Origin of the sequence: Pseudomonas paraeruginosa PA7 (assembly GCF_000017205.1) — a bacterium.
GTDB lineage: Bacteria > Pseudomonadota > Gammaproteobacteria > Pseudomonadales > Pseudomonadaceae > Pseudomonas > Pseudomonas paraeruginosa.
In genome coordinates this window covers 1,629,687-1,655,647 of record NC_009656.1, presented here as the reverse complement: position 1 = coordinate 1,655,647, position 25,961 = coordinate 1,629,687, and the positions used below count along the sequence as shown (strand labels likewise).

Here is a 25,961-nt window from a genome sequence, read left to right as displayed (position 1 = left end):
GCGAGTGCCCCGCCCCCCCTTTTCCGGTAGCATTTCCCCCCACGAAATCCCGTCCTGGAAGCCCCATGTCCGACCGCCTCACCCTCCTGCGCCCCGACGACTGGCACATTCACCTGCGTGACGGTGCCGCGCTGGCCAATACCGTCGGCGATGCCGCGCGCACCTTCGGCCGCGCCATCGTCATGCCGAACCTGGTGCCGCCGGTGCGCAACGCCGCCGAAGCCGACGCCTATCGCCAGCGCATCCTCGCCGCCCGTCCCGCCGCCAGCCGCTTCGAGCCGCTGATGGTGCTGTATCTCACCGACCGTACCAGCGCCGAGGAAATCCGCACCGCCAAGGCCAGCGGCTTCGTGCACGCCGCCAAGCTCTATCCGGCCGGCGCCACCACCAACTCGGACTCCGGCGTGACCCGCATCGACAACGTCTTCGCGGCGCTCGAGGCCATGGCCGAGGTCGGCATGCCGTTGCTGGTGCATGGCGAGGTGACCCGCGCCGAGGTCGATGTGTTCGATCGCGAGAAGCAGTTCATCGACGAGCACCTGCGCCGGGTGGTCGAACGCTTCCCGACCCTGAAGGTGGTCTTCGAACACATCACCACCGGCGACGCCGCCCAGTTCGTCCGCGAAGCACCAGCCAACGTCGGCGCGACCATCACCGCCCATCACCTGCTGTACAACCGCAACCACATGCTGGTCGGCGGGATTCGCCCGCACTTCTATTGCCTGCCGATCCTCAAGCGCAACACCCACCAGGAAGCCCTGCTGGACGCCGCGGTGAGCGGCAACCCGAAATTCTTCCTCGGCACCGACTCGGCGCCGCACGCCCGCCACGCCAAGGAAGCCGCCTGCGGCTGCGCCGGCTGCTACACCGCCTACGCCGCCATCGAGCTGTACGCCGAGGCCTTCGAACAGCGCAACGCGCTGGACAAGCTGGAAGGCTTCGCCAGCCTGCATGGCCCGGACTTCTATGGCCTGCCGCGCAATACCGACCGGATCACCCTGGTCCGTGAACAATGGCAGGCACCCGCCAGCCTGCCCTTCGGCGATTTCGACGTGGTACCGCTGCGCGCCGGCGAGACACTGCGCTGGAAACTGCTGGAGGCCGAGGCATGAGCGAAGACAACTTCGACGAGGAATTCGACGGCACCCTCCCCAGCGGCCCGCGCCATCCGATGGCGCGCCGCTTCCGCGGCTACCTGCCGGTGGTGGTGGACGTCGAGACCGGCGGCTTCAACTCGGCCACCGACGCGTTGCTGGAGATCGCCGCGACCACCGTCGGCATGGACGAGAAGGGCTTCCTGTTCCCGGAGCACACCTACTTCTTCCGCATCGAGCCCTTCGAAGGCGCCAACATCGAGCCGGCGGCCCTGGAGTTCACCGGCATCAAGCTCGACCACCCGCTGCGCATGGCGGTGCAGGAAGAACAGGCGCTGACCGAAATCTTCCGCGGCATCCGCAAGGCACTGAAGGCCAATGGCTGCAAGCGGGCGATCCTGGTCGGCCACAACAGCAGCTTCGACCTCGGCTTCCTCAACGCCGCCGTGGCCCGTACCGGGATCAAGCGCAACCCGTTCCACCCGTTCTCCAGCTTCGACACCGCCACCCTGGCCGGCCTCGCCTACGGCCAGACGGTCCTGGCCAAGGCCTGCCAGGCCGCCGGCATGGAGTTCGACAACCGCGAGGCGCACTCGGCGCGCTACGACACCGAGAAGACCGCCGAGCTGTTCTGCGGCATCGTCAACCGCTGGAAGGAAATGGGCGGCTGGATGGATGACGACGACTGAGCCTCGGCCCACTTCGGCGGATAACGCCAGTTATCCGCCCTATGCGATCGGTCAGGCGATGCCCCTTCTTCGGCGTAATCAGGGACTGGCTGCCGCCCCCGCGACCCCATGAAAAAGCCCCGCAGAAGCGGGGCTTTGTTCAACGCGCGAAGCAGGCTCTTCTTACAGCTTGCTGGCGTTCTCGGCCAGGTACTTGGCCACGCCTTCGGGCGATGCGGTCATGCCCTTGTCGCCCTTCTTCCAGTTGGCCGGGCAGACTTCGCCGTGCTCTTCGTGGAACTGCAGGGCATCGACCAGGCGCAGCAGTTCGTCCATGTTGCGGCCCAGCGGCAGGTCGTTGACGATCTGCGAGCGCACCACGCCTTCCTTGTCGATCAGGAACGCGCCACGGAAGGCCACGCCGCCGTCGGACTCGACGTCATAGGCCTTGGCGATCTCGTGCTTGGTGTCGGCCGCCAGGGTGTACTTGACGGCGCCGATGCCGCCCTTGTCCACCGGGGTGTTGCGCCAGGCGTTGTGGGTGAAATGGGAGTCGATGGAAACGCCGATCACCTCGACGTTGCGCGCCTGGAACTCGGGAATCCGGTGGTCCAGGGCGATCAGCTCGGAGGGGCAGACGAAGGTGAAGTCCAGCGGGTAGAAGAACACCAGGCCGTACTTGCCCTTGATGGCTTCGGACAGGGTGAAGCTCTCGACGATCTCGCCATTGCCCAGCACCGCGGCAACGTTGAAGTCAGGTGCTTTCTTACCTACGAGTACGCTCATTCCATGTCTCCTTGAAATGAAAGTTGAAGGACGACGCCGCAGCCTGCCGGACTCTCGTGAAACCCCGATAGCAGGGGCGCCGCTCCCTGGGAGCGAACCATCATACACCCCGCCCCGGCCAGCGCTAAGTCTTTGTCCGACAAAGCCATTTGTCGGGGCACGAAAAAAACCCGAGTAAAACGCTCCGAGGAACTTTGACAATCATTCTCATTATTATTAGTATCTTTTCCAACTCAACTGCCCCAGTAGCCAGAACGCCATGTACGTCTGCCTCTGCCAAGGTGTTACCGACAACCAGATCCGCGATGCCATCTACGAAGGCTGCTGCAGCTATCGTGAAGTCCGTGAGGCCACCGGCGTCGGCACCCAGTGCGGCAAGTGCGCATGCCTGGCCAAGCAGGTGGTACGCGAAACCCTCAACGACCTGCAGAGTGCCCAGCCGGTACCGGCGTTCGGGACTACGGCATTCGTCGCTGCCTGAAAAATATTTTTATCCCTCTTTCAGAAGAACCGGGCCTGGCGCCCGGTTTTTTTATGCCTTCAATTCAATGACTTAGCGGCAGAACGCGGAAAGAAAACATTCGTATTCATATTCTTTTTCCCTTATATTTCAATAACTTAGGTTTGACACTCTGCTTCGTCGCGGCCAAACTTGGCGGATCACACCCACTACGACGGCAGGATTCGGCATGAAAGGCGACAAGAAAGTCATCCAGCACCTCAACAAGATCCTCGGCAACGAGCTGATCGCGATCAACCAGTACTTCCTCCACTCGCGCATGTGGAACGACTGGGGCCTGAAGCGCCTCGGCGCCCACGAGTACCACGAGTCGATCGACGAGATGAAGCATGCCGACAAGCTCATCGAACGCATCCTCTTCCTCGAAGGCCTGCCCAACCTGCAGGACCTCGGCAAGCTTCTGATCGGCGAGAACACCCAGGAAATGCTGCAGTGCGACCTGAACCTGGAGCTGAAGGCGACCAAGGACCTGCGCGAGGCCATCGTGCATTGCGAGCAGGTGCACGACTACGTCAGCCGCGACCTGCTGAAGGACATCCTGGAATCGGAAGAAGAGCACATCGACTACCTGGAAACCCAGCTGGGCCTGATCCAGAAAGTCGGCCTGGAGAACTACCTGCAGTCGCACATGCACGAAGACGACTGAGCGGGAAACGACACGAAGCGCCGGTGGCCTGCCCCGCCGGCGCTTTTTTTCGCCCGCTGGAACCTCAGGCGGCGCGCGGCCGGCGTCGCACCAGGTCGGCGCGCAGCGCCAGCAGCAGGCACAACCCGACCAGCACCAGCAGCGCCCAGCGCAGGCCGATCTCATGGGCCAGCAGGCCGATCAGCGGCGGTCCCATCAGCAACCCGCCATAGCCCACGGTGGACACCGCGGCGACGCCGATCACCGGGTCGATGCCCGGCTGGTTGCCGGCGGCGCTGATGACGATCGGCACCATCACCGACAGGCCCAGGCCGACCACTCCGAAGCCGAAGATGCTCAGCGCCGGCCACGGGCTGAACAACGCCACCAGCATGCCCAGCGTGGCCAGCGAACCGAGCCCGCGCAGCAGCGGCGCGTCGTCGATGCGTCCGCGCAGGCGGTCGCCGAACAGGCGCCCCACCACCATCGCCGCGGAGAATGCCGCGAAGCCCAGCGCCGCCACTCGCTCCGATGCCTCGAGGACGCTGTGCAGGAACAGCGCGCTCCAGTCGGCCACGCCGCCCTCGGAGACGAACGCGCAGAGGATCAGCAGGCCCAGGCCAAGCAGCGCCCGCGGCGGCAGGGTGAAGCCGCTGCCCGTGCGCTCGCCGGCCTTGCGCGGGTCCGGTGGCAGCAACGAGCGGGCGAAGAACGGCAGGCTCAGCAGGCCAAGGGCGGTGAGAATGAGGAAATGCCAGAACGGCGCGAGCCCGGCCAGGGCCGCCGCGCCCAGCGCACCGACCAGGCAGCCGAGGCTGTACATGCCATGCAGCATGGACATGCAGGGCTTGCCGAGCAGGCGCTCGACGTCCACCGCCTGGATGTTCATCGCCACGTCCATCCCGGCGAAGCTCACGCCCAGCACGTAGAAGGCCAGCGCCAGTGGCCACCAGCCCTGGCTCAGGCCGAGCAGCGGAAACACCAGCAGCATGATCAGGCAACCGCCGATCACTACGCTGCGGCTGCCGATGCGCTGGACCAGGAAACCGCTCAACGGGAACGCCGTGAGCGCGCCGACCCCGACCCCGAGCAGGGCCTGGCCGAGCGCGCGTTCGTCCAGCTGGGCCTGCTCCTTGAGCGCCGGGATGCGTCCCATCAGGTTGCCGATGACCAGCCCGGCCATGGCGAAGAAATAGATGCAGGCCAGGCGGCCCTGGCGAGGATTGACTTCCGTCATGGAGGCTCCCGGTTTCCTTGCTGGTTTCTCCGGACAAAAAAGAAACCCCGCACAAGGCGGGGCTCTTCGGCGGATGCGCGGCTCAGGCGTTGGCTTTGGCCGCCGCGTCCTTGACCAGTGTTTGCAGTTCGCCCTTCTCGAACATCTCGGCGAGGATGTCGCTGCCGCCGACCAGTTCACCGTTGACCCACAGCTGCGGGAAGGTCGGCCAGTTCGCGTACTTCGGCAGGTTGGCGCGGATTTCCGGGTTCTGCAGGATGTCGACGTAGGCGAACTTCTCGCCACAGGCCATCAGCACCTGGGCCGCGCGCGAGGAGAAACCGCACTGCGGGGCGTTCGGCGAACCCTTCATGTACAGCAGGATGGGGTTGTTGGCGATCTGCTCTTTAATGGTTTCGATGATGTCCATGGCTTACCTCAACAGGAACGTTTCGACACGGTAACTCGGCGAATAATGACCGGTATTGTATCGGAAAGCCTAGCGCGACGCTCGGCTTTACTCTCGCGTTCCGTCGACCCGCTCAGGCCGCTTCCACCTCCACCGGCAGGCCGTTGAGCGCGGCGTTACCCGACAGCAGGTCGAGATGACGCTCGTCGGTCAGGTCATTGGCGCTGACGCCCGCCTGCTGGCTGGCGATCGTCAGTTGCACGCCCGGCCGTGCGTGTCCCCAGCCGTGCGGCAGGCTGACCACCCCGGGCATCATCTCGCTGCTCGCTGCCACCTCCACCTCGACGCTGCCGACCCGCGAACGCACCCGCACCCGTTGCCCGTCGACCAGGCCGCGACCCTCCAGGTCCCGCGGGTGCATCAGCAACTGGTGGCGCGGCTTGCCCTTCACCAGGCGGTGGTAGTTGTGCATCCAGGAATTGTTGCTGCGCACGTGGCGCCGGCCGATCAGCAGCAACTGGTCGGACGCCGGCATCGGCTGCGCGGCGAAGCGCTGCAGGTCATCGACGAACAGCGGCGGCGCGGCCTGGATGCGCTGGTCGGCGGTCTTCAGGCGCGGCGCCAGGTTCGGTCGCAGCGGCCCGAGGTCGATGCCGTGGGGATGTTCGCGCAGAGTGGCCAGGCTCAGCCTGTGCTCGGAACGGTCGCCATAGGCCCCCGCGCGCAGGCCCATGTCGATCATCCGCTGCGGCTCCAGGGTCGGTTTCAGCTCCAGGCCGTTGCGTGCGGCGAAGGCCCGCGCCAGGCCGACGAAGATCTCCCAGTCGTGCAGCGCGCCGGTGGGCCGTGGCAGTACCGCCTCGTTGAAACGGGTCACGTTGCGCACGGCGAAGACGTTGAAGGTGGTGTCGTAGTGATCGTGCTCCAGCGGCGCGGTGGGCGGCAGGATGAGATCGGCGTAGCGGGTCGTCTCGTTGATGTAGAGGTCGATGCTGAGCATGAACTCCAGGCCGTCCAGGGCCTGTTCGAGCCGCCTCCCGTTGGGCGTGGAGAGCACCGGGTTGCCGGCCACCGTGACCAGCGCGCGCACCTGCCCCTCGCCGTCGCCGAGGATTTCTTCCGCCAATGCCGCCACCGGCAACTCGCCGCCATACTCAGGCAGGCCGGAGACGCGGCTGCGCCAACGGTCGAAGTGACCACCCGAGGTGCTCGCCACCAGGTCCAGCGCTGGCGAGGTGCAGAGCGCGCCGCCGACCTGGTCGAGGTTGCCGCTGACCAGGTTGATCAGTTGCACCAGCCACTGGCAGAGCGTGCCGAAGGCCTGGGTGGAAACGCCCATCCGCCCGTAGCAGACCGCCCGCTCGGCGGCGGCGAAATCCCGCGCCAGCTGGCGAATGCTTTCGGCCGGCACGCCACAGCGCGCACTCATGGACTCGGCGTCGAAGACGGCGACCGCCTCGCGTACCCGTTCCAGCCCGTCGACCGGCAATGGCGTCGGGCGACCGAGGTTCTCCGCGAACAGGGTGTTGAGCACCCCGAGCAGCAGCGCCGCGTCCTGGCCGGGACGAACGAACAGGTGCTGGTCGGCGATCGCCGCGGTCTCGCTGCGCCGTGGATCGACCACCACCAGGCGGCCGCCGCGGGCCTTCAGCGCCTTCAGGCGCTTCTCCACGTCCGGCACGGTCATGATGCTGCCGTTGGACGCCAGCGGGTTGCCACCGAGCACCAGCATGAAGTCGGTGTGGTCGATGTCGGGGATCGGGATCAACAGGCCATGGCCATACATCTGCTGGCTGACCAGGTGATGCGGCAACTGGTCGACGGAGGTCGCGGAGAAGCGGTTGCGTGTCTTCAGCAGGCCGAGGAAGTAGTTGCTATGGGTCATCAGGCCGTAGTTGTGCACGCTCGGATTGCCCTGGTAGACCGCCACCGCGTCGTTGCCATGGCGCTCGCGGATCTCGCCGAGACGACTGGCGACCAGCGCGAAGGCCTCGTCCCAGCCGATCGGCTGCCATTCGCTGCCGACCCGGCGCAGCGGCTGGCGCAAGCGATCGGGATCGTCCTGGATGTCCTGCAGGGCCACCGCCTTGGGACAGACATGGCCACGGCTGAAGCTGTCCTGCGGGTCGCCCTTGATCGAGCGGATGCGCGGCACGCCGCCCTCGTCGCTCTCGGTCTCGATGGCAAGACCGCAGATGGCCTCGCAGAGATGGCACGCACGGTAGTGGAGGGTCTTGCTCATGGCTCGCCTCTTCGTTTCTTGTTCTGCCGGTCGCGGCAGGTCGACGCCGGCGGCGTCCAGACGACCGGTCTAGTCGTCGAAGCGGAACTATGCGGCGCCCGCCACCGAAGCGCCAGCAGCGTCAGCCGGATGAATCGCCCGGCATCAGGCTCGCCGATGGGCACGCTGGAGGAAAAGCCTGCCGACCGCCGGGTTGTCAACTATCCACCTGGGAATTCCGGTGCGGCGGAAGCCGGTGCTACACCTTGTCTCTTCGAGTCCGCATCCCTGTCCGACAAGACCAATAAAAGAGTGGAGACCGCATGACCGACAACCGCCCTCGCCTCACCCCGTTGTCCACCGCACTGCTGCTGGGCGCCTGGATCGCCCAGCCGGCCACGGCCGCCTATGTCGAAACCGGCCGGCCCGGCGACCCGGCCAGCTGGCGCTCCGCCGAATACCAGCAGGATTGGGGCCTGGAACGGATGCGGGCCGAGCAGGCCTACGCCGCCGGTATCGACGGCCAGGGCGTGAAGATCGGCGAGATGGACTCCGGCTTCGACCCGAGCCATCCGGATACCCCCGCCTCGCGCTACCAGCCGGTGACGGCCAGCGGCACCTATGTCGACGGCACGCCGTTCAGCGTCAGCGGCGTGATGAACGGCAACAACGACTCCCACGGCACCCATGTCGGCGGCACCCTCGGCGCCTCGCGCGACGGCGTCGGCATGCATGGGGTGGCCTACGCGGCGCAGGTGTTCGTCGCCAACACCAACCAGAACGACAGCTTCCTGTTCGGCCCGACGCCCGACCCGAACTATTTCGAGGCCGCCTACCAGGCGCTGGCCGACGCCGGGGTGCGGGCGATCAACAACAGCTGGGGTAGCCAGCCCAAGGATGTCAGCTACGAGACCCTCGACGGCCTGCACGCCGCCTATGCCCAGCACTACGGCCGGAGCACCTGGCTGGACGCCGCCGCCGGCGTCTCCCGCCAGGGCGTGATCAACGTCTTCAGCGCCGGCAACAGCGGCTACGCCAACGCCAGCGTGCGCTCCGCCCTGCCCTACTTCCAGCCGGACCTGGAAGGCCACTGGCTGGCCGTGTCCGGCCTCGACCAGCAGAACGGCCAGCGCTACAACCGCTGCGGCATCGCCAAGTACTGGTGCGTCACCACGCCCGGGCGGCTGATCAACAGCACCATGCCCGGCGGCGGCTACGCCAACAAGTCCGGTACCTCGATGGCCGCGCCCCACGCCACCGGCGCGCTGGCCCTGGTCATGCAGCGCTATCCGTACCTGAGCAACGAGCAGGCGCTGCAGGTCCTGCTGACCACCGCCACCCAGCTCGACGGCACGCCGACCCGCGCGCCCACCGACACCGTCGGCTGGGGCGTGCCGGATCTCGGCCGGGCGATGCATGGGCCTGGACAATTGCTCGGCCGCTTCGAGGCCAACCTCCCGGCGGGCCTGCGCGACGAATGGAGCAATTCGATTTCCGATAGCGCCCTGCTCCAGCGCCAGGCCGAGGACGCCGCCGAGCGCGCGGCCTGGCAGCGAACCCTGAAGGACAAGGGCTGGGAAAACGGCCTGCCGGCAAATGCCAGCCAGCAGGAGCGTACCGACTACGCCATCGGCATGGCTCGCGACCGGGCCGCCGCCCAGCGCCAGTACCAGGGCAGCCTGGTCAAGTCCGGTGCAGGCAGCCTGGTCCTCAGCGGCGAAAACACCTATCGCGGGCCGACCCTGGTCGACGGCGGTTCGCTCAGCGTCGAGGGTTCGCTGCTGTCCGCCGTCGAGGTCGATGCCGGCGGCACCCTCGGCGGCAACGGCAGGATCGGCGGCCTGCTGGCGCGCTCCGCCGGCACGGTGGCGCCGGGCAACTCCATCGGCACCCTGGAGGTCGCCGGCGACCTGCGCTTCGAGCCGGGCTCGACCTACGCGGTGGAACTGTCGGACAGCGCCAGCGACCGCATCGTCGCCAGCGGCAAGGCGAGCATCGCAGGCGGCGATGTCACCCTGGCCATGGAGAACAGTCCCGATCTGCTCAGCCAGGCCCAGGTCGAGAGCCTGGTCGGCCGCCGCTACGACATCCTCGACGCCGCCGGCGGCATCGACGGGCGCTTCGCCGCGGTGTTGCCGAACTACCTGTTCCTCGGCGGCACCCTGGACTACACGGCCAACGCCATCCGCCTGGATATCGGACGCAACGGCACCGCCCTCGCCAGCGTCGCGCAGACGCCCAACCAGGCGGCGGTCGCCGGCGCCATCGAGGCGCTCGGTGCAGGCAACCCGGTCTATGAAAGTCTGCTTCTGTCGGAAAACGCCGCAAGCGCCCAACGGGCCTTCCAGCAATTGTCCGGGGAAATCTATCCGGCGCTCGCCGGCCTGCTGCTCAACGACAGCCGCTATCTGCGCGACAGCGTCGGCGAACGCCTGCGCCAGGCCAGCGACGCGCCCGACGGCGAGCGCCCCGAAGGCTGGTTCAAGGCGCTCGGCTCCTGGGGCAAGAGCGCCGACGGCAGCCATGGCAGCGAAGGCTACCGCCACTCGGTCGGCGGCTTCCTGCTCGGCGTCGACAGCCAGGTCGCCAGCGACACGCGCCTCGGCCTGGTGGCCGGCTACAGCAACAGCTCGCTGAACATGGACAGCAGCCTGCAATCCTCCGCCAGCATCGACAGCTACCACCTCGGCGCCTATCTCGGCCGGCAATTGCAGCAATGGCGCCTGAGCCTGGGCGCGGCGCACGCCTGGCACCGCGCCGAGGTCAAGCGCGACCTGCAATACGGCGCCGTGGCCGGCAAGCAGAAGGCCAAGCTCGACGCACAGAGCAACCAGCTGTTCGCCGAGGCCGCCTACGCGCTGGGCTGGCGCACGCTGGAGCTGGAACCCTTCGCCGGGCTGGCCTATGTGAACGTCGCCAGCGACGGCTTCCACGAACGCGGTAGCGCCGCGGCGCTGAAGGGCGGCGACGACAACCTCGATGCCGCCTTCACCACCCTGGGCCTGCGTGCGAAGCGGCATTTCGAGCTGGATGCCGAACGCCGCCTGGCGCTCTCCGGTACCCTCGGCTGGCGCCACAACCTCAGCGACACAACCCCGCAACGCCACCTGGCCTTCGCCAGCGGCGGCCAGCCGTTCAGCGTGGAAAGCGTGGCCCTGTCGCGCGATGCCGCGCTGCTCGGCGTCGATGCCAGCCTCGCGGTGAACCGCGAGGTGAGCGTGAGGCTGGGTTACAACGGCCTGCTCGGCAGCCGCGAGAAGGACCACGGCATCGGCCTGACGGTCGACTGGCGCTTCTGAGCGGGTATCGAGGGCATGCCGCCCGTTGGTTGGGTTCCGGCGGGCGGCAAGGGGGAAATGCGACTTCATTGCCCTCGGTCACGAAACCGCTGCAAATATGAGAAAAAGACCTAACTAAAGGATTCATGCGAAATGCATAGCGCTATACTGTCCATCCAGCGCTGTACTATCCCTTCCAGCGCTGATCGCGGCCCGGTGCCCGCACCACCGTGCCGCACGAGCCCCGGAGATCCGCACCTCCGGGGCTCACCTTTTTCTCCTCTCGCGCCCTCCCTCCCCGACTGAGCCCCAGCCCCTGCAGATCCGCGACGGATGGCCGCCAAGCAGTGCATTTTCGACAAGGCCTACGAATGCCCGCGATGCGACAATCCGATGAACGCGCGGCCGAACGGCGAGCGCCTGCGCACGTCGCCGAACGGGTCAGGCCTGGCGGAAGAAGATCATGCCGAACAACACCGCCAGGGCGCTCAGGAACGACAGCCCGGTCTGCCCCAGGACCATCAGGGTCGCGGCCGCCGCCGTGCTCAGCGCATGCCAGCCCCAGAGCAGGCACGACAGGTTGAGGACGATCCCGGCCAGGGCCAGGTGGCGCTTGCGGCTGCGCCTGAGCAGGCCGGCCAGGCCCAGCACCAGGCCACAGGTCGATATTGCGAAGACCGCCAGCAAGGCGGCGAACAGGCCGAGCAGATGATTCTCGTCGCTGAGGTCGATCCGCTCGCCGAGCGCCAGCGCCATCAGCGCCAGAGCGATGGCCGCCCCGGCCAGGGCGAGGCACAGCGACAGGCCGCCCAGCCGCGATTGCCGCAATGGCCGTGCCGGCGGCGCGGCGGCGAGTGTTTCTCCAGTGTGCATGTCCGACCTCCCTGGTCCCAGGCCCGCCTCCTCCATGAAGGCGTTCGTGCGCGCACAGCATAGAGTGTCGCACCGGCCAACCGATAGATCGACGAAGCGCGACCCGGGGGCGGGATAACCACGAAGCCCCGGGAAAAACCCCGTAACCCGCGCCTTCCAAGCCCCTCCTTGTGTTTCCGCGACATTTCCTTATAAGATCGCGCCTTCCCCTATTTTCCCGCACGTTGCGGTCCCGCCGCAGGTCCAGTCCCGTTTTCTCTCGCGAAAGCCGGCCAGTGCCTCGGCCAGCAGTAAAAATAAAAGGTAGTCAGCGATGAGCGTACGGCACTTTCTCTCGTTTATGGATTACAGCCCCGAAGAGCTGATCGGTCTGATCCGCCGCGGCAGCGAGCTGAAGGACCTGCGCAACCGAGGCGTGCTCTACGAGCCGCTGAAGAGCCGGGTACTGGGCATGGTCTTCGAGAAGGCCTCGACCCGTACCCGCCTGTCCTTCGAAGCCGGGATGATCCAGCTCGGCGGCCAGGCGATCTTCCTCTCGCCGCGCGACACCCAGCTCGGCCGCGGCGAGCCGATCGGCGACAGCGCCCGGGTCATGTCGCGGATGCTCGACGGGGTGATGATCCGCACCTTCGCCCACAGCACCCTGACCGAGTTCGCCGCGCATTCGCGGGTACCGGTGATCAACGGCCTGTCCGACGACCTGCACCCCTGCCAGTTGCTCGCCGACATGCAGACCTTCCACGAACACCGTGGCAGCATCCAGGGCAAGACCGTGGCCTGGATCGGCGACGGCAACAACATGTGCAACAGCTATATAGAAGCGGCGCTGAAGTTCGACTTCCAGTTGCGCGTGGCCTGTCCCGAAGGCTACGAGCCGAAGGCCGAGTTCGTCGCCCTCGCCGGCGAGCGCCTGCGCATCGTCCGCGATCCCCGCGAGGCGGTGGCCGGCGCGCATCTGGTGAGCACCGACGTCTGGGCCTCGATGGGCCAGGAAGACGAGGCCGCCGCGCGCATCGCCCTGTTCCGTCCCTACCAGGTGAACGCCGCGCTGCTCGATGGGGCCGCCGACGATGTACTATTCATGCACTGCCTGCCGGCCCACCGCGGCGAGGAGATCAGCGAGGAGCTGCTGGACGACCCGCGCTCGGTGGCCTGGGACCAGGCAGAGAACCGTCTGCACGCGCAGAAGGCCCTCCTCGAACTGCTGATCGAACACGCCCACTACGCCTGACCCATGAGCCACGACCTGCTGCTGAACCTGAAAGATCTCGCCTGCGGCTACGCCGCGCAGAAAGTGGTGCAGGACCTCGACCTGCACCTCAACGCCGGCGACATCGGCTGCCTGCTGGGTCCTTCGGGATGCGGCAAGACCACCACCCTGCGCGCCATCGCCGGTTTCGAACCGGTGCTGTCCGGGCAGATCGAGCTGGGTGGCGAGGTCATCTCGCGGCCCGGCTTCACCCTGGCGCCGGAGAAGCGCCGGATCGGCATGGTGTTCCAGGACTATGCGCTGTTCCCGCACCTGAGCGTGGCCGACAACGTCGGCTTCGGCATCCGCAAGCATCCGCAGCGCGAACGCCTGGTTCGCGAATTGCTGGAGCTGGTCAAGCTCGACCACCTCGCCGCACGCCACCCCCATGAACTCTCCGGCGGCCAGCAGCAGCGCGTGGCCCTGGCCCGCGCGCTGGCGCCCGAACCACTGTTGCTGCTGCTCGACGAACCCTTCTCCAACCTCGACGTGGAACTGCGCCGCAGCCTCAGCCAGGAGGTTCGCGAGATCCTCAAGGCACGCGGCACCAGCGCGATCCTGGTGACTCACGACCAGGAGGAAGCCTTCGCCGTCTGCGACCATATCGGCGTGTTCAAGGAAGGCCACCTGGAGCAGTGGGACACCCCCTACAACCTCTACCACGAGCCGCTGACGCCCTTCGTCGCCAGCTTCGTCGGCCAGGGCTACTTCATTCGTGGCCAGTTGCTCAGCCCCGATACGGTGCAGACCGAACTCGGCGTGATCCGCGGCAATCGCGCCTATAGCCTGCCTTCCGGCAGCGCGGTGGACGTATTGCTACGTCCGGACGACCTGGTGCATGCCCCCCAGGGCGAGCTGAAGGCGCGGATCGTCGGCAAGACCTTCCTCGGCGCCGCCACCCTCTATCGTCTGCAATTGCCCACCGGCACCCAGCTGGAATCGCTCTTCCCCAGCCACGCCGACCATCAGCCGGGCGACGTTGTCGGCATCCGTGTCGCCGCCGACCACCTGGTGGTGTTCGCCGCCCAGGGCAGCGTCGCCGCGCATCGCGCGCCGCTCCCGGCCTGAAACCTCGGCGCCGTTCGCCGGCGCCGCCCTCCTCTATCGAGGGCATAGGTGGAGCCGAGCGTCTCCAGCCCCTACAATCGCCCGACGATTCGAGGAGCCTGAACGATGCTGATGGTGATTTCCCCCGCCAAGACCCTGGACTACGAGACCCCGCCGGTCACCCAACGCTTCACCCAGCCGCAATACCTGGACCATTCCCAGGAACTGATCCAGCAACTGCGCCAGCTCACGCCACTGCAGATCAGCGAGCTGATGAAGCTGTCGGACAAGCTCGCCGGCCTCAACGCCGCGCGCTACGCCAGCTGGCACCCCGACTTCACCCCGCAGAACGCCAAGCAGGCGCTGCTCGCCTTCAAGGGCGACGTCTATACCGGCCTCGACGCCGAGTCATTCAGCGAAGACGACTTCGCCTTCGCCCAGGAGCACCTGCGCATGCTCTCCGGACTCTACGGCGTGCTGCGCCCGCTCGACCTGATGCAGCCCTACCGCCTGGAAATGGGCACGCGCCTGGCCAATGCCCGCGGCAAGGATCTCTACGCCTTCTGGGGCGAACGCATCAGCCAGTGGCTCAACGAAGCGCTGGCCGCCCAGGGCGACGACGTGCTGCTCAACCTGGCCTCCAACGAATACTTCGGCGCGGTGAAGCGCAAGGCGCTGCAGGCGCGGATCATCGATACCGAGTTCAAGGACCTGAAGAACGGCCAGTACAAGATCATCAGCTTCTACGCCAAGAAGGCCCGCGGCATGATGGCCCGCTACGTGGTCCGCGAACGCCTGCGCGACCCCGCCGGGCTCAAGGACTTCAACGCCCACGGCTATTACTTCAGCGCCGAGCAGTCCGGCCCGGAGCAACTGGTGTTCCTCAGGGACGCCCCGCAGGACTGATCTCTCCGGCCCGCCACCATGGCGGGCCCACCCTCATTCGGCGCGCCGACGCTTCCAGCGTTCTTCCCTCCTGCGAACACCTCCGCGACGTCTTCCTGCCTGGAAAAGCCCTCGTGGCGAATAGGCCTACTCAACCGTTCGTCTGCAAGTCATGCGGAACTGCATCACATTTTTTCACGCCCAGCCATCACGCTTTTCCCCAGTTCGAGGCGGAAATGCCATCTCCGGCGTAATCCATTGGCCATTACCAGCCTCCCGCCATCACATGCAAATTACGATTGCAAAGTGCATGGGACGAAGATTAAGGAAACCTTAAGGTTTGCTTAAGGCGGTAAAAGCGGCCTCTGTTTCACTCCAATGACGTGGAACTTTCAGCCGCCATGCATTCTGCAACTAATGGCCATTGGCAGGCATTTATCGGAAACGCCATCAAGTTGGTATCAAGTGATATCAAACGGATATTTCCAAATATTTCGCGAGCGGGACAAACGGCCGGAACTTCCCTCACCGAGAAAACATCCTATCAGCGCAATGCCCATCGATAGTTATGGGAAGCGCAACTTGAAACCGTCTCGAACAATCGGAATTCGTTCCGAGGGACAAACTCAACCCATTGAAAATAAAGGCCTTTAGAAACTTGAATTCTATGGCCCGAACTAAAACGAAGCATCCAAGGTCGGGTTACGCACTGTTATTGAAACCCACCTGAAACATTAAAGGGCAAAAACTCATAACTTGCCCCATTAGAGTGCCAAACAACTAAGCACTCTATTCGAAACTGCCTGAAGGCGGATCAAGGGCTCTGGATCGGGGCTCGTAGTAACGGCTCGCCAGATAGGGATGTGGCCATCCGGCCACCTTATTAACGGCGCGACAAACAATCGAGGTGAATGCGATGCGAATCAGCATCTTTGGTTTGGGCTATGTCGGTGCGGTATGTGCTGGCTGCCTGTCGGCACGCGGTCATGAGGTCATTGGTGTGGATGTCTCCAGCACCAAGATCGACCTGATCAACCAGGGCAAGTCGCCCATCGTCGAACCGGGCCTGGAGGCGTTGTTGCAACAGGGTCGGCAGACCGGCCGGCTGTCCGGTACCACCGACTTCAAGAAGGCCGTGCTGGATTCCGACGTGTCGTTCATCTGCGTCGGCACGCCGAGCAAGAAGAACGGCGACCTGGACCTGGGCTACATCGAGACCGTCTGCCGCGAGATCGGCTTCGCCATCCGCGAGAAGTCCGAGCGCCACACCGTGGTGGTGCGCAGCACCGTGCTGCCGGGCACCGTCAACAATGTGGTGATCCCGCTGATCGAGGACTGCTCGGGCAAGAAGGCCGGGGTCGACTTCGGCGTCGGCACCAACCCCGAGTTCCTCCGCGAGAGCACCGCGATCAAGGATTACGACTTCCCGCCGATGACGGTGATCGGCGAGCTGGACAAGCAGACCGGCGACCTTCTCGAGGAAATCTACCGCGAGCTGGACGCGCCGATCATCCGCAAGACCGTCGAGGTCGCCGAGATGATCAAGTACACCTGCAACGTCTGGCACGCGGCCAAGGTCACCTTCGCCAACGAGATCGGCAACATCGCCAAGGCGGTCGGCGTCGACGGCCGCGAGGTGATGGACGTGATCTGCCAGGACCACAAGCTCAACCTGTCGCGCTACTACATGCGTCCCGGCTTCGCCTTCGGTGGCTCCTGCCTGCCCAAGGATGTGCGCGCCCTCACCTACCGCGCCAGCCAGCTGGACGTCGAACATCCGATGCTCGGCTCGCTGATGCGCAGCAACTCCAACCAGGTGCAGAAGGCCTTCGACATCATCACCAGCCACGACACCCGCAAGGTCGGCCTGCTCGGCCTGTCGTTCAAGGCCGGTACCGACGACCTGCGCGAGAGCCCGCTGGTGGAACTGGCCGAGATGCTCATTGGCAAGGGCTACGAGCTGCGCATCTTCGACCGCAACGTCGAGTACGCCCGCGTCCACGGGGCGAACAAGGAGTACATCGAGTCGAAGATCCCGCACGTTTCCTCGCTGCTGGTCTCCGACCTCGACGAAGTGGTGGCGAGTTCCGACGTGCTGGTGCTGGGCAATGGCGACGAGCTGTTCGTCGACCTGGTGAACAAGACCCCGAGCGGCAAGAAGCTGGTCGACCTGGTGGGCTTCATGCCGCACACCACCACCGCCCAGGCCGAGGGCATCTGCTGGTAACGGGCCGCCCCCTGGCCCCGTGAGCCGGTAAAGACCTCTTTATCGCCCTCGGACCGAAGGCCGTCTCCGCGGCGTGCGCCATAACAACAACAAGCGCACGCCGGCGTCGAGGCCGAGGTCCCCAGCCCGATGGAACTGATGATGGAAACTTACAAACGCGGCCTTGCCGAAGCCACCGGCTGGCTGGTGTTCCTCAGCCTGCTGATGCTGCTCGCGCTGGCAGTGCCGAAGACCGTGTTCGACGCCGACTCCAAGGATTTCATCCTGCTCATCGGCGCCGTCGGCATCTGGCGCTACTCCATGGGCGGCGTGCACTTCCTGCGCGGCATGCTGTTCCTCCACGCGGTCTACCCGTACTACCGCCGGCGCGTGCGCCAGCTGGGCAGCGCGGCCGATCCGTCGCACGTGTTCCTGATGGTCACCAGTTTCCGCATCGACGCCCTGACCACCGCCATGGTCTATCGCTCGGTGATCCGCGAAGCCATCGACAGCGGCTACCCGACCACCGTGGTCTGCTCCATCGTCGAGATGTCCGACGAGGTCCTGGTCAGGTCGCTATGGGAAAAGATGAACCCGCCGGACCGGGTCAGTCTCGACTTCGTGCGAATTCCCGGCACCGGCAAGCGCGACGGCCTGGCCTATGGCTTCCGCGCGATTTCCCGGCACCTGCCGGACGACGACGCCGTGGTCGCGGTAATCGACGGCGACACCGTGCTCGACCACGGCGTGGTGAAGAAGACCGTGCCCTGGTTCAAGCTCTTCCCCAACGTCGGCGGCCTCACCACCAACGAATTCTGCGAGGTGCAGGGCGGCTACGTGATGAGCGAGTGGCACAAGCTGCGCTTCGCCCAGCGCCACATCAACATGTGCTCGATGGCCCTGTCCAAGCGCGTGCTGACCATGACCGGACGGATGTCGGTGTTCCGCGCCCGGGTGGTGACCAACCCCGAGTTCATCACCGACGTCGAGAACGACCACCTGGAACACTGGCGCCTGGGCCGCTTCAAGTTCCTCACCGGCGACGACAAGTCCAGCTGGTTCAGCCTGATGCGCCTGGGCTACGACACCTTCTACGTGCCCGACGCGGCGATCAACACGGTCGAGCATCCGCCGGAGAAGAGCTTCATCAAGGCCAGCCGCAAGCTGATGTACCGCTGGTACGGCAACAACCTGCGGCAGAACTCGCGCGCACTCAAGCTCGGCGCGCGGCGCCTGGGCTGGTTCACCATGGTGGTGCTGTTCGACCAGCGCGTCTCGATGTGGACCAGCCTGCTCGGCCTGGTGGTGGCGATCCTCGCCAGCCTCAAATACAGCATCGCCTTCCTGCTGGTGTACCTGCTCTGGATCGGCCTCACCCGCCTGGTGCTGACCCTGCTCCTCTCGCTGTCCGGGCACCGCATCGGCCCGGCCTACCCGCTGATCCTCTATTACAACCAGATCGTCGGCGCGCTGGTGAAGATCTACGTGTTCTTCCGCCTCGACCGGCAGTCCTGGACCCGCCAGCCGACCAAGCTGGAACGCGGCCTGGCCAGCTTCCAGCGCTGGTTCAACGCCTGGTCGTCGCGGGCCATGACCTTCTCTGCCGCCAGCATCTTCGTCGCCGTGCTGCTGACCATCGTATGACCACCGAATCGACTACGGACAACGCCAGGGCCGCGGCCCGCGCGTGAATCGACCCAGATTGGACCGAACAGGACCCGACACCATGAATACAGCCGTCAACGTCAACGTCGTGCACGAATCCGAAGCCCAGCGCCAGTTCGCCCGGGTCAAGCTGCCGGCACGCATCCGCTACATCGGCGCCAACCGCGAAGGCGTCGACGCGCGCCTGCTCGATCTCTCCGCCGGCGGCTTCGCCTTCACCGCGAGCGGCGCGCCGATCCAGCCCGGCGACCTGTACAAGGGCAAGCTGCTGTTCCAGGTCGACAGCATCAGCTTCTCCCTCGAAGTGGAGTTCCAGGTGCGCTCGGTGGACCCCGCCAGCCGCCGCGTCGGCTGCGAGTTCCAGAACCTCAAGCCGCGCGAGGTGGCGGCCCTGCGCTACCTGATCACCTCCTACCTGGCCGGCGAGGTGATCGGTGTCGGCGACATGCTCAACACCCTGCAGCGCGAGAACTTCACCAAGGCCCGCAAGCAGGGCGGCGGCAACGGCGGCATGGGCTTCTTCGGCCGGGTCCGGGCGGTGACCCTGAGCACCGCGATCTTCGTCGTCGGGGTCGGCGCCTTCGCCTTCATCCTCAACCAGATGTACAACCTGTACTTCGTCACCCACGCCGACTCCGGCGTGGTCAGCGTTCCCAACCAGCAGATCACCATGCCCCGCGAGGGCACCGTGCAGAGCCTCCTCGGGCCCAACGCGGAAGTGGCCAAGGGCGCGCCGATCGCCACCTTCTCGGCCAACCTGCTGGACATGCTCAAGGGCAACCTGACCGAGGAGCAGCTCAACCCGGGCAACATCGAGAAGCTCTTCGGCCACCAGATGAAGGGCACCCTGACCAGCCCCTGCGACTGTCGCGTGGTCCAGCAACTGGTGGCCGACGGGCAGTACGCCAACAAGGGCCAGGTGATCTTCACCCTCGCCCCGCGCGACAGCGTGGCCAGCATCGAGGCGCGCTTCCCCTACCGCAACGCCGCCGAGCTGGCGCCGGGCACCCGGGTGAACTTCCAGGTCGCCGGCGACGGCGTCAACCGCAGCGGTCGCATCGTCAACACCGCGCCGGTGGATGGCGACCTGTCCTCGGAGATCCGCGTACAGATCCAGCCCGACCAACCGCTCGACGCCCAGTATGCCGGCCGGCCGGCCGAGGTCAGCATCGGCGGCCTGCCCGGCCGCACCCTGCTGGACAAGGCCGTGACCCTGGCCACCGCTCGCTGACCGGTACCCGACCATGAAGATGCCCATCCTCCCTCCCCTGCCCCTGGCCTCCCGGCACCTGCTGCTGGCCTCGGCCATCGCCCTGGCCGCCGGCTGCGCCGGGCTGCCCGACCAGCGCTTGGCCCAGGAAGCGGCGGCGCGCGGCGACCTCGCCACCGCCCAGAGCAACTACCAGGCCCTGGCCGCGATGGGTTACGCCGATGCCCAGGTCGGCCTCGCCGACATGCAGGTCGCCAGCGGCGACAGCGCCCAGCAGGCCAAGGCCGAAAGGCTCTACCGCGAGGCCGCGCAGACCTCGCCGCGGGCCCGCGCGCGCCTGGGCAAGTGGCTGGCGGCCAAGCCCGGCGCCAGCGACGCCGAGCACCGCGAGGCCGAGCGCCTGCTCAGCCAGGCCTTCGAACAGGGCGAGGACAGCGCCCTGGTGCCGCTCATCGTGCTCTACCTGCAATATCCGCAGTCCTGGCCGGAGATCGACCCGCAGCAGCGCATCGACCAGTGGCGCGCGCGCGGACTGCCGCAGGCGGACCTGGCGCAAATCATCCTCTACCGCACCCAGGGCACCTACGCCCAGCACCTGGGCGAGATCGAGCAGGTCTGCCAGCGCTGGCTGCGACGCATGGACGTGTGCTGGTACGAACTGGCCACGGTCTACCAGATACAGGGCAACGCGGAAAAGCAGAAGGCCCTGCTCGAACAGCTGCGCGCCGCCTACAAGGCCGGCCGGGTACCCGGCGAGCGGGTCGACTCGGTGGCCGGGGTGCTCGCCGACGGCGAACTCGGCCAGCCCGACCCGCAGACCGCCCAGGCGCTGCTGGAAGAGATCGCGCCGAGCTACCCCGCAGCCTGGGTCAGCCTGGCCAAGCTGCTCTACGACTACCCCGACCAGGGCGACCTGGAAAAGATGCTCGGCTACCTGAAGAACGCCCAGGACGCCGCCCAGCCACGCGCCGAACTGCTCCTCGGGCGCCTCTACTACGACGGCAAGTGGGCGCCGCAGGACCCGCGCACGGCCGAGCGGCACCTGCTCAAGGCCGCCGCCAGCGAACCCCAGGCCAACTACTACCTGGGACAGATCTACCGCCGCGGCTTCCTCGGCAAAGTCTATCCGCAGAAGGCCGTCGACCACCTGATCCTCGCCGCCCGCGCCGGCCAGGCCAGCGCCGACATGGCCCTGGCCCAGCTCTGGTCGCAAGGCCGCGGCATCCAGCCGAACCGGGTCAACGCCTACGTCTTCGGCCAGCTCGCCGTGCAGCAGCAGGTGCCGCAGGCCGGCGACCTGCTCGGGCAGATCGAAGCGCAACTGCAGCCGGCCGAACGCAGCCAGGCGCAGCAATTGCTCAAGCGCGAACAACAGAGCCGCGGCAACAACTGGCAGGCCACCGTCAGCCTGCTGCAGAGCCAGGACTCGCCGATCAACGAAGAAGAGCCAGAAAGCCTATGAACAGCTCCCGTTCCGTCAACCCGCGGCCGTCCTTCGCGCCGCGCGCCCTGTCCCTGGCCATCGCCCTGCTGCTCGGCGCGCCGGCGTTCGCCGCCGGCAGCGGCGAGGCGCCGAAGAACTTCGGCCTGGACGTGAAGATCACCGGCGAATCGGAAAACGATCGCGACCTCGGTACCGCTCCCGGCGGCACCCTCAACGATATCGGTATCGACCTGCGGCCCTGGGCCTTCGGCCAGTGGGGCGACTGGAGCGCCTACTTCATGGGCCAGGCGGTGGCCGCCACCGACACCATCGAGACCGACACCCTGCAATCGGACACCGACGACGGCAACAACAGCCGCAACGACGGTCGCGAGCCGGACAAGAGCTACCTCGCCGCACGAGAATTCTGGGTCGACTACGCCGGCCTCACCGCCTACCCCGGCGAGCACCTGCGCTTCGGTCGCCAGCGCCTGCGGGAAGACAGCGGCCAGTGGCAGGACACCAACATCGAGGCGCTGAACTGGAGCTTCGAGACCACCCTGCTCAACGCCCATGCCGGGGTCGCCCAGCGTTTCAGCGAATACCGCACCGACCTCGACGAGCTGGCTCCGGAGGACAAGGACCGCACCCACGTGTTCGGCGACATCTCCACCCAGTGGGCGCCGCACCACCGCATCGGCGTGCGCATCCACCACGCCGACGACAGCGGCCACCTGCGCCGCCCCGGCGAGGAAGTCGACAACCTCGACAAGACCTATACCGGCCAGCTCACCTGGCTCGGCATCGAGGCTACCGGCGACGCCTACAACTATCGCTCGAGCATGCCGCTGAACTACTGGGCCAGCGCCACCTGGCTGACCGGCGACCGCGACAACCTGACCACCACCACGGTCGACGACCGGCGCATCGCCACCGGCAAGCAGAGCGGCGACGTCAATGCCTTCGGCGTCGACCTGGGCCTGCGCTGGAACATCGACGAGCAGTGGAAGGCCGGCGTCGGCTACGCCCGCGGCAGCGGCGGCGGCAAGGACGGCGAAGACCAGTTCCAGCAGACCGGGCTGGAGAGCAACCGCTCCAACTTCACCGGCACCCGCTCGCGCGTGCACCGCTTCGGCGAAGCCTTCCGCGGCGAACTGAGCAACCTCCAGGCAGCCACCCTGTTCGGCTCCTGGCAACTGCGCGAGGACTACGACGCGAGCCTGGTCTACCACAGGTTCTGGCGCGTCGACGACGACTCAGACATCGGCACCAGCGGCATCAACGCCGCCCTGCAACCGGGCGAGAAGGACATCGGCCAGGAACTCGACCTGGTGGTGACCAAGTACTTCAAGCAGGGCCTGCTGCCGGCCTCGATGAGCCAGTACGTCGACGAGCCCTCGGCGCTGATCCGCTTCCGCGGCGGCCTGTTCAAGCCGGGCGACGCCTACGGGCCGGGCACCGACTCGACCATGCACCGCGCCTTCGTCGACTTCATCTGGCGCTTCTGAGCCCCGCGAGGAAACCGGACATGCCCACTCCCCTTTCGACCTCCCATCGCCGGCTGCGGCCGCTGGCCGCGGCAGTGCTCGGCGCGTTGCTGCTGCACGGCCAGGCGTGGGCGGCGCAGCCGCTGGAGAAACCGCAACCGGCCCCGGCGCAGGCCGGCAACGAGCCGGGCCTGACCCAGGGCCTGAAGGAAACCGGCAACTACACGGTGACCGCCGCGCCAGCCGAGCCGCTGCACCTGGATCCGCCGAAGCTGCCCGACCTCTCCGGCTACACCGCCGCCGCGGTGGAAGCCAGGATCGTGCGCAAGCCGGGTGGCCGCGCCAGCGTGCAGCGCATGGTCCAGCAGCAGCCGCTGAAGGAGTTCACCGGTGGCAGCAACCGCCTCGCCGAGTGGGTCAAGCGCCAGCGCCAGATGCCCCAGGCGATCTTCATCGAAGGCGGCTACGTGAACCTCGCCCAGCTCGCCGGCAAGCTTCCCGCCAGCGCGCTGGAACAGGTCGAGCCGGGGGTGTTCGTCGCCCGCCTGCCGATCGTGGTCAGCCAGGGCGCGACCCTCGACATCGACAAGCAGGTCAGGGAACTGCGCCTGTCCCAGGAGCGCGGCGCGTTCCTGGTCAACGACGGCATGCTGTTCGTCCGCGACAGCAAGGTCACCGGCTGGAGCGAATCGAAGAAGGAGCCGGCCTGGTTCAGGACCCCCGACGAGTTCCGGCCGTTCCTGATCTCCTGGGGCGGTGCCGAGGTGTACCTGAGCAACAGCACCTTCACCAGCTTCGGCTACAACGCCTCGAAGGCCTACGGCATCTCCATCTCGCAGTACAGCCCGGGCATGGACAAGCAGATGAAGCGCCCGCGGCCCAAGGGCTGGGTGATCGACTCGACCATCGTCGACAGCTGGTACGGCTTCTACTGCTACGAGGCCGACGACCTGGTGGTGAAGGGCAACACCTACCGCGACAACATCGTCTACGGCATCGACCCGCACGACCGTTCGCATCGCCTGATCATCGCCGACAACACCGTCCACGGGACGAAGAAGAAGCACGGCATCATCGTTTCGCGGGAGGTCAACGACAGCTTCATCTTCAACAACCGCAGCTACGAGAACAAGCTATCCGGGATCGTCCTCGACCGTAACAGCGAGGGCAACCTGGTGGCCTACAACGAGGTCTACCGCAACCATTCCGACGGCATCACCCTCTACGAGAGCGGCGACAACCTGCTCTGGGGCAACCAGGTCCTGGCCAACCGCCGCCACGGCATCCGCGTGCGCAACAGCGTGAACATCCGCCTCTACGAGAACCTCGCGGCGGGCAACCAGCTGATCGGCGTGTACGGCCACATCAAGGACCTCACCAACACCGACCGCAACATCGCCCTCGACCCGTTCGACACCAAGGTCTCGCTGATCGTGGTCGGCGGCAAGCTCGCCGGCAACGGTTCCGGCCCGCTCTCGGTGGATTCGCCGCTGAGCCTCGAACTGTACCGGGTGGCGATGCTCGCCCCGACCAAATCCTCCGGCATCAGCCTGCCCGGCGTGCTCGGCGAGAAGCAGGACCAGATCCTCGACCTGCTGGTGCGCCAGGACAAGGCAGTGCTGATCGATCCCGTGGAAAGCCAGGCCGAACTCCAGGACTGAGGACCCAGACGCATGAAAACCCGCACTTCCCGACTGTTCCGCCTGAGCGCCCTGGCCGCCGGCCTCTGCCTGGCCCAGGCCGCCCTCGCCGCAGAGCCCGGCACGGCGCCGAGCTACCAGGCGCTGCCGGCCGGCAATCTATGCCCGGCCGCCGCCGACGACTCGCGCTACGACACCAAGTACCTGGGCTTCTTCACCCACCTGGTGCAAGCCCAGGACGACTGGCTGTTCCGCACCACCTACGACCTGCGTACCGACTTCGGCACCAGCGCCGAAGGCTGGCGCGAACTGCGCGCACTGCGCGACGAACTCAAGCGCAAGGGCATCGAACTGGTGGTGGTCTACCAGCCGACCCGCGGCCTGGTGAACCGCGATAAGCTCAGCCCGGCGGAAAAGGCCGGCTTCGACTACGAACTGGCGAAGAAGAACTACCTGGCGACCATCGCCCGCTTCCGCCAGGCCGGCATCTGGACCCCGGACTTCTCGCCGCTGTTCGACGAGAAGGAGGAGCACGCCTACTACTTCAAGGGCGATCACCACTGGACTCCCCATGGCGCCCGGCGCAGCGCGAAGATCGTGGCCGAGACGCTGAAGCAGGTGCCCGGCTTCGAGGAAATCCCCAAGAAACAGTTCGAAAGCAAGCGCGTCGGCCTGCTGTCCAAGCTCGGCACCTTCCACAAGGCCGCCGCGCAGCTCTGCGGCAACAGCTACGCCACCCAGTACGTCGACCGTTTCGAGACCGAGCCGGTGGGCGCCAGCGACAGCGGCGACCTGTTCGGCGACGGCGGCAACCCGCAGATCGCCCTGGTCGGCACCTCCAACAGCGGCCCGGCCTACAACTTCGCCGGCTTCCTGGAAGAGTTCAGCGGCGCCGACATCCTCAACAACGCGGTGTCCGGCGGCGGCTTCGACAGTTCGCTGCTGGCGTACATGACCAGCGAGGAATTCCACAAGAACCCGCCAAAGATCCTCATCTGGGAATTCGCCACCCACTACGACATGGCGCAGAAGAGCTTCTACCGCCAGGCCATGCCGCTGGTGGACAACGGCTGCTCCGGCCGGAAGACCATGCTCAGCCGCAAGGTCAAGCTGCGCCAGGGCCGCAACGAGGTGCTGCTGAACAGTGCCGCGCTGCCGATCCGCAGCGGCAGCTACGTCGCCGACGTGACCTACAGCGACCCGTCGGTACACGAGTTGAAGAACACCATCTGGTACATGAACGGCCGCCGCGAGCAGCTGAAGATCGAGCAGTCGAAAGCCGTCGACACCGGCGGCCGCTACGTCTTCCAACTGCGCAACGACAGCGACTGGGCCGACCAGCAGTTCCTTTCCCTGGAAATCGAAGCGCCGGAGGACATGCCCCAGGGCCTGGAGGTCCAGGCCAGCATCTGCCAGGCGGCGCCCGCCAAGGCCAGCCAGTCGGTGGCCGGGAGGTAAT

20 protein-coding genes are annotated in these 25,961 nt (G+C 66.3%); 15 read left to right on the top strand and 5 right to left on the bottom strand.

What is annotated here, in order from left to right; genetic code table 11:
• The first annotated feature begins 65 nt into the window (after nucleotides 1-65).
• Both pyrC and rnt read left to right on the top strand, forming a co-directional pair.
• Nucleotides 66-1,112: a dihydroorotase gene (gene pyrC, locus PSPA7_RS07730; RefSeq protein ID WP_012074780.1), complete on the top strand. Its 1,047-nt coding sequence runs from the start codon at nucleotides 66-68 to the stop codon at nucleotides 1,110-1,112.
• Nucleotides 1,109-1,783, top strand: a complete 675-nt coding sequence (gene rnt / locus PSPA7_RS07725; RefSeq protein WP_003155625.1) for a ribonuclease T — start codon at nucleotides 1,109-1,111, stop codon at nucleotides 1,781-1,783. The genes pyrC and rnt overlap by 4 nt, the downstream gene beginning before the upstream one ends.
• 162 nt (nucleotides 1,784-1,945) lie before the next feature.
• Here the strand turns inward: rnt and PSPA7_RS07720 are convergent, their stop codons facing one another.
• On the bottom strand, nucleotides 1,946-2,548 hold the full coding sequence (locus PSPA7_RS07720) for a peroxiredoxin (RefSeq protein ID WP_003092073.1): 603 nt from the start codon (nucleotides 2,546-2,548) through the stop codon (nucleotides 1,946-1,948).
• 259 nt (nucleotides 2,549-2,807) lie between these two features.
• Here PSPA7_RS07720 and PSPA7_RS07715 point away from each other — a divergent pair, with 259 nt between their 5' ends.
• Both PSPA7_RS07715 and bfrB read left to right on the top strand, forming a co-directional pair.
• A complete protein-coding gene (locus PSPA7_RS07715; protein WP_003092075.1) occupies nucleotides 2,808-3,029 on the top strand; it encodes a bacterioferritin-associated ferredoxin in 222 nt (73 codons plus the stop codon).
• A gap of 208 nt (nucleotides 3,030-3,237) precedes the next feature.
• On the top strand, nucleotides 3,238-3,714 hold the full coding sequence (gene bfrB, locus PSPA7_RS07710) for a bacterioferritin BfrB (RefSeq protein ID WP_003092078.1): 477 nt from the start codon (nucleotides 3,238-3,240) through the stop codon (nucleotides 3,712-3,714).
• Nucleotides 3,715-3,778: 64 nt separating this feature from the next.
• Here bfrB and PSPA7_RS07705 read toward each other — a convergent pair whose 3' ends face one another.
• The 3 genes from PSPA7_RS07705 to PSPA7_RS07695 all read right to left on the bottom strand — a co-directional run bounded on the left by PSPA7_RS07705 (nucleotide 3,779) and on the right by PSPA7_RS07695 (nucleotide 7,560).
• Entirely contained in the window at nucleotides 3,779-4,930 is a 1,152-nt protein-coding gene (locus PSPA7_RS07705) for an MFS transporter (protein ID WP_012074779.1), read from the bottom strand.
• Nucleotides 4,931-5,012: 82 nt separating this feature from the next.
• Nucleotides 5,013-5,339 carry a Grx4 family monothiol glutaredoxin gene (grxD, locus tag PSPA7_RS07700; protein WP_003092082.1) on the bottom strand — a complete coding sequence of 109 codons (327 nt, stop codon included), beginning with the start codon at nucleotides 5,337-5,339 and terminating at the stop codon, nucleotides 5,013-5,015.
• Between the two features lie 112 nt (nucleotides 5,340-5,451).
• Complete coding sequence (locus PSPA7_RS07695) at nucleotides 5,452-7,560, bottom strand: molybdopterin oxidoreductase family protein (protein ID WP_012074778.1); 2,109 nt, start codon at nucleotides 7,558-7,560, stop codon at nucleotides 5,452-5,454.
• A 302-nt stretch (nucleotides 7,561-7,862) separates the two neighbouring features.
• Here PSPA7_RS07695 and eprS point away from each other — a divergent pair, with 302 nt between their 5' ends.
• Nucleotides 7,863-10,838: an autotransporter serine peptidase EprS gene (gene eprS / locus PSPA7_RS07690; RefSeq protein ID WP_012074776.1), complete on the top strand. Its 2,976-nt coding sequence runs from the start codon at nucleotides 7,863-7,865 to the stop codon at nucleotides 10,836-10,838.
• A 420-nt stretch (nucleotides 10,839-11,258) separates the two neighbouring features.
• Here eprS and PSPA7_RS07685 read toward each other — a convergent pair whose 3' ends face one another.
• Nucleotides 11,259-11,690, bottom strand: coding sequence for a hypothetical protein (locus PSPA7_RS07685; protein WP_003154313.1), 432 nt, complete (start codon nucleotides 11,688-11,690; stop codon nucleotides 11,259-11,261).
• A 313-nt stretch (nucleotides 11,691-12,003) separates the two neighbouring features.
• Here PSPA7_RS07685 and argF point away from each other — a divergent pair, with 313 nt between their 5' ends.
• From argF to algX, 10 genes are all read left to right on the top strand, one after another.
• On the top strand, nucleotides 12,004-12,921 hold the full coding sequence (gene argF / locus PSPA7_RS07680) for an ornithine carbamoyltransferase (RefSeq protein ID WP_012074775.1): 918 nt from the start codon (nucleotides 12,004-12,006) through the stop codon (nucleotides 12,919-12,921).
• Nucleotides 12,922-12,924: 3 nt separating this feature from the next.
• Nucleotides 12,925-14,007 carry an ABC transporter ATP-binding protein gene (locus tag PSPA7_RS07675; protein WP_012074774.1) on the top strand — a complete coding sequence of 361 codons (1,083 nt, stop codon included), beginning with the start codon at nucleotides 12,925-12,927 and terminating at the stop codon, nucleotides 14,005-14,007.
• Between the two features lie 105 nt (nucleotides 14,008-14,112).
• Nucleotides 14,113-14,892 (top strand): peroxide stress protein YaaA, encoded by a 780-nt coding sequence (yaaA, locus tag PSPA7_RS07670; protein WP_012074773.1) that lies wholly within the window; start codon nucleotides 14,113-14,115, stop codon nucleotides 14,890-14,892.
• Between the two features lie 895 nt (nucleotides 14,893-15,787).
• Nucleotides 15,788-17,098 (top strand): GDP-mannose 6-dehydrogenase, encoded by a 1,311-nt coding sequence (gene algD, locus PSPA7_RS07665; RefSeq protein ID WP_003154318.1) that lies wholly within the window; start codon nucleotides 15,788-15,790, stop codon nucleotides 17,096-17,098.
• Between the two features lie 138 nt (nucleotides 17,099-17,236).
• Nucleotides 17,237-18,721, top strand: a complete 1,485-nt coding sequence (gene alg8 / locus PSPA7_RS07660; protein ID WP_074197298.1) for a mannuronan synthase — start codon at nucleotides 17,237-17,239, stop codon at nucleotides 18,719-18,721.
• Nucleotides 18,722-18,803: 82 nt separating this feature from the next.
• The gene (alg44, locus tag PSPA7_RS07655; protein WP_012074769.1) at nucleotides 18,804-19,973 is read left to right on the top strand and encodes an alginate biosynthesis protein Alg44; all 1,170 of its coding nucleotides are present in this window, start codon (nucleotides 18,804-18,806) and stop codon (nucleotides 19,971-19,973) included.
• A 13-nt stretch (nucleotides 19,974-19,986) separates the two neighbouring features.
• A complete protein-coding gene (gene algK, locus PSPA7_RS07650; protein ID WP_012074768.1) occupies nucleotides 19,987-21,414 on the top strand; it encodes an alginate biosynthesis TPR repeat lipoprotein AlgK in 1,428 nt (475 codons plus the stop codon).
• Nucleotides 21,411-22,883 (top strand): outer membrane porin AlgE, encoded by a 1,473-nt coding sequence (gene algE / locus PSPA7_RS07645; RefSeq protein ID WP_012074767.1) that lies wholly within the window; start codon nucleotides 21,411-21,413, stop codon nucleotides 22,881-22,883. The genes algK and algE overlap by 4 nt, the downstream gene beginning before the upstream one ends.
• A gap of 20 nt (nucleotides 22,884-22,903) precedes the next feature.
• The gene (gene algG / locus PSPA7_RS07640; RefSeq protein WP_012074766.1) at nucleotides 22,904-24,523 is read left to right on the top strand and encodes a mannuronan 5-epimerase AlgG; all 1,620 of its coding nucleotides are present in this window, start codon (nucleotides 22,904-22,906) and stop codon (nucleotides 24,521-24,523) included.
• A gap of 12 nt (nucleotides 24,524-24,535) precedes the next feature.
• Entirely contained in the window at nucleotides 24,536-25,960 is a 1,425-nt protein-coding gene (algX, locus tag PSPA7_RS07635; protein WP_012074765.1) for an alginate biosynthesis protein AlgX, read from the top strand.
• Nucleotide 25,961 lies beyond the last annotated feature (1 nt).